Annotated in this window: 4 protein-coding genes; all 4 read right to left on the bottom strand. The window is 59.5% G+C overall.

The features are described 5' to 3' along the window. Positions 1-683: multiheme c-type cytochrome (locus ACH2ED_RS19105; RefSeq protein WP_395094306.1), on the bottom strand; the 683-nt coding region annotated here is incomplete at its 3' end. Positions 684-931: 248 nt separating this feature from the next. Beyond that, positions 932-2,203, bottom strand: coding sequence for an adenylosuccinate synthetase (locus ACH2ED_RS19100; protein ID WP_395094305.1), 1,272 nt, complete (start codon positions 2,201-2,203; stop codon positions 932-934). Between the two features lie 4 nt (positions 2,204-2,207). Further along, on the bottom strand, positions 2,208-3,167 hold the full coding sequence (locus ACH2ED_RS19095) for a hypothetical protein (RefSeq protein ID WP_395094304.1): 960 nt from the start codon (positions 3,165-3,167) through the stop codon (positions 2,208-2,210). A gap of 9 nt (positions 3,168-3,176) precedes the next feature. Then, on the bottom strand, positions 3,177-3,635 hold the full coding sequence (locus ACH2ED_RS19090; protein ID WP_395094303.1) for a hypothetical protein: 459 nt from the start codon (positions 3,633-3,635) through the stop codon (positions 3,177-3,179). Positions 3,636-3,793: the final 158 nt, after the last annotated feature.

The following is a 3,793-nucleotide window of genomic DNA, read 5'->3' as shown; positions in this document are numbered from 1 at the left end:
TCGTGGGGATTGTGGCATGTCACACAGCTTAGCTTGTCCTGGCTCTGGGTGAAGCACTTGCTCAACGAGAGTCCGTACGGCTGGAAGCGATTCGTAGCTTGCTTGGCAAACTTGTCCATATGTGCCACATCGGCGGGTGAGCGGTGGCAGCGTCCACAGGCCTCATTGATGACTTTCCCCCCTGCACTGGAGAACGCCTTGAGCTTCAGCCCGCCGGACATATCCCTCTTCTGCATGGCGGAGACATGTGCCCCCCCGGCTCCATGGCAGGACTCACAACCGACCCCGAAAAACTTCCGCTCCGGTAGTAGCGTCTCGGGCACCGTGACCGCGTGGCACCCGATACAGCGCTTTGCTTCCGCTCTTGTGTGGGTCTGCCCGATGACATTGCTCTCAAAGCCTTCTTGTCCTGGCGTGACAATAAACTTTTTCTCGTGAGGGAAGTAGCTCTGTCGTATCTCTAAACTGCCTTCTTCATGAAGGGCAAGGTAGGTCATCCCGGTCTTGCCAGAGCCTAGGGCTAGATCCAGAGGGACGGAGACAGGCTCGCCTGTGTCTTTGGCTGGCACAACTATCGTGAGCTGTCTTTGTTCCCAGGCTAATTCCCCCCCCCCGGGAACGGGCCCCACGGGCGCTGCGAGTGCTCCAAGCTCGGTTTGGGAGGCTTGGTAGAGAGTTTTCATATGGCGTGTATGCTCGTGACTGCTAAACTCTGCGGCATGACACGGTTTGCAGGCGGCGTTGCCCATGTAGGTTTCTTGCGTCAAGCTATCCTGGTTTCCCCAAGGGTTGGCATTTGTCTCTGTGGAGGCTGCGGGTTGGGAAGGTGTCTGCGAGCAGGCGGCCAGGAGCAGTAGAAACCCTGGGATGAAGAAATAACAAATGGATCTGAATGGACGCGACATCGGCTCTGAGAGGAGTATACCTTACTTCAAGCTCTCGCAGATTTATCGCTCGCTGTCTTTCCCCAGGACGTGACAGCGAGCGGTTTGCCGAGAAGCGCAGCAAGCTCTACGGCATGCGCTTGGGCAGATCCTGCCCAGGGACGATAGATTGGTTTTGCCACCCGCAGTGCTTCCGTCAGGCTTTCCTGGTACGTAAGATCCTGCCACGGCCCGGGCGCGAGTGTTTGGTTCTCGTAGCCTATTGCGAGCTTCCAGCCGCTGATGTGCTCCATTCGATCCAGGCATGTCACCGCGAGGGCATCTATGCGTCCGGCAACCGCCAGGCCATAGCGCAGGAGCCCAACATCGGGCCAGCCCACGCGTAGCTCTCCCTGCCAGGGATTGTCAGGGTTGGTATCGTCGGGGAGGAGTTTCGTGAGCGCGGCAGCTTCCGTGGGAAAGGGCCCGGCTCCGTGCCGAGTCGCGTAGCCTCTGAGCACGCCCAGCGAGGTAATTTCCGCGCCACTGCCCTCAAGCAAGTGGAACGCATTCGCCGTCGTCACGGTGGACCAGGTTGTGTAGGGATGAAACCCGCGCCATTCATCCAGTAGCACCCCCTGCGAGCCTTCAAAAATCGTCGCCGCGTTTGAATTCGCCAAATGCTCTTGAAGAAAGCCTTTCGGGGCAACCGTCACCCTTCCGAGTAGGTTCTGGCAGACCTTGATCCAGGCATCCAACTCTTCGTCGTCGGAGTCAATCAACAGCCCCGGACACTCCGTTCGCTTGCGGGTTCTATGGCGCAGCAGCCGCTCACGCAGTGCGACAGGGTTGGTGAGGTGCTGGACACGAAGGGCATCGCCAGGGTAGGTGAGTGCCTCAGCTTGCGTCTCCCCAATGCCTAGCCCACACGAGCCGTGGCGGGCGCTACCACGTTTCTGCTCTTTGTAGCGGTTCGCGGCCATGTGCCAGGGAGATGTCACGAGTGCCTCGGGGTGCAAAAACAGCCGCGAGAGCGCGTCGTGAACCCCACTTGCCTTGAGCCGCTCGTTCTCCCAAAATAGTGTGAGTGGGTTGATGAGCATAAACTCTGAGAGATAGGTGCGCACGTCTGGCAAAAATGTCCCCGCGCCAAACTGCTGGAACGTGTGCGCCTTTCCTTCAGGGGTCTGCACGGCGTGAGCCGCTTGGGCACCCCCTGAGTGGCGGACAATCAGAGGCGAGCGCCCGGAAGTGGTTAGCTCCCGGGTCGCCCAGTCTACGATGGTTCCCTTGCCGCTATCGCCAAAGAGCAGATCGGTGACTATTATCGCGCGGTGCATGTGTTTACAGGCGCACGGCTTTGGAGCCGCTCTCGGTCGCAACCAGCGCACTCGCCGCTACGGGGGCCAGTGTCCCCGGCGCTATTTTGCCCAGTGCACTGGCTGCCGACGCGACGCGTCCTGCATCGAATCCGTGCTTCTTGAGCGCCGCCGCCGAGTCCGTGACCGCACGGCCTGCGAGCGCTCCGATAGTCATAGCAAGCTGTGGAACAATCTGCTCGCGCTCGGCGGCCCGAATCACGTGTTGCGCGGGCAACAGGTCCTTCCAGGACTGCTCGATGCTCTTATCGTCGAAGTGGTATGTCCCACCGGGCCGAATGAGAAAGACATTCCAGCGGCGCTGGAGCTCCTCGGCAATGAGCGCGGTGGAGATATCTTGCCCGATATCTTCCCCGAGCCACTGCTTTACGGCATCGCGACTGACACTCTTGTAGTAGTTCTCATCACCGATCAAGAACAGTGCGCCCTTGGTGCCGCGTTTCTCCCAGGCATCTGTCTGGACGTGGCGTGCGAAGAAGTACAGTGCCAGATCATAAGACTCCTCGTGGGTTCCGCCGCCGCCGCCCTCCAGATAGATCTGGGAGAGACATTTCTCGACCAGTGCATCGTCCGCCTCGAACTCCCCCATCTGAAGTGGGGCGGAGTCGCAGAAGGCATCGCCCACCGCGCCGAAGCAGAGCTGTGGATTGGCGACCACATTTTCTTTGAGCACGAAGCCCATGAGCTTGCCTAGCTCTTTTTGCAGATAGTTCGGAATAGCGCGCATCGAGCCGGTGACATCGAACATCACGGCAATCGGAAATGAGAGGGGGCTGTCGGCGTTGTCGCGCGACTCACGATTGAGCTTGGTGCGGACATCCATGCTCTCGTGGAGACCACTGTGGGTAAAGAGCGACGTTCCAGTGGCGGTTCGTGCCGCCGCCCGTGCGCTGTAGCTTACCGAGTCGAAATATCCTGATCCCATTTTTTTCTCCTACGGAACGATAAACTCGGCAAATACTCGCTTGCCCAAGAGAGTGCCGAAGCTCTCATGGGCGCGCTCCGCGTCGCTGAGACGCCGGTTCGGATCGGGGAGGGTACACTGTTCGAAGAAGCGCCGGACCGTGGTGTCGAGAGTTTCCGTGTGCTCCCCCAGAAGATAGAGTGCCGTTTTCGCTGCCATAAACAGATCGCTGCTAGTGCTCGCCGGGGCGCGAGCCAGCAGCTCGGGCGGGACGAAGCCTGTCCATGCCGGATCGTAGAGCGGTATGGGCTCCTGGCCTAGACGGCTGGCACAAGTCCAGTCGAGTAGCACTAAGCCGTGTGCCTCGGGGTAGACCAGCACGTGATTGGGGGTTACCGCCCCGTGTGCAAAGCCGCGTAGGTGCGCCAGCCAAAGGGTCATGAGGAGCCGACGGAAGATCCACCAGATCTGGCGCGGCTCGATACCCATGACGAATTTTTCCTCACGCAGCGCCTGCGCCGTAAAGCACCGCCCTTCAGGAGTGGCCAGGAGAGTAAAATACTCCGGCCTAAAGGCCGGAGCTTTTTATTGAAAGCGGACACCGCAAAAGCCTCAAGAGTTCCCACTTTCTCCTAAACCCAGTTTCA

Source organism: Armatimonas sp. (genome assembly GCF_043757465.1).
Classification (GTDB): Bacteria; Armatimonadota; Armatimonadia; order Armatimonadales; family Armatimonadaceae; genus Armatimonas.
This window is presented reverse-complemented; position numbering and strand designations above follow the sequence as displayed.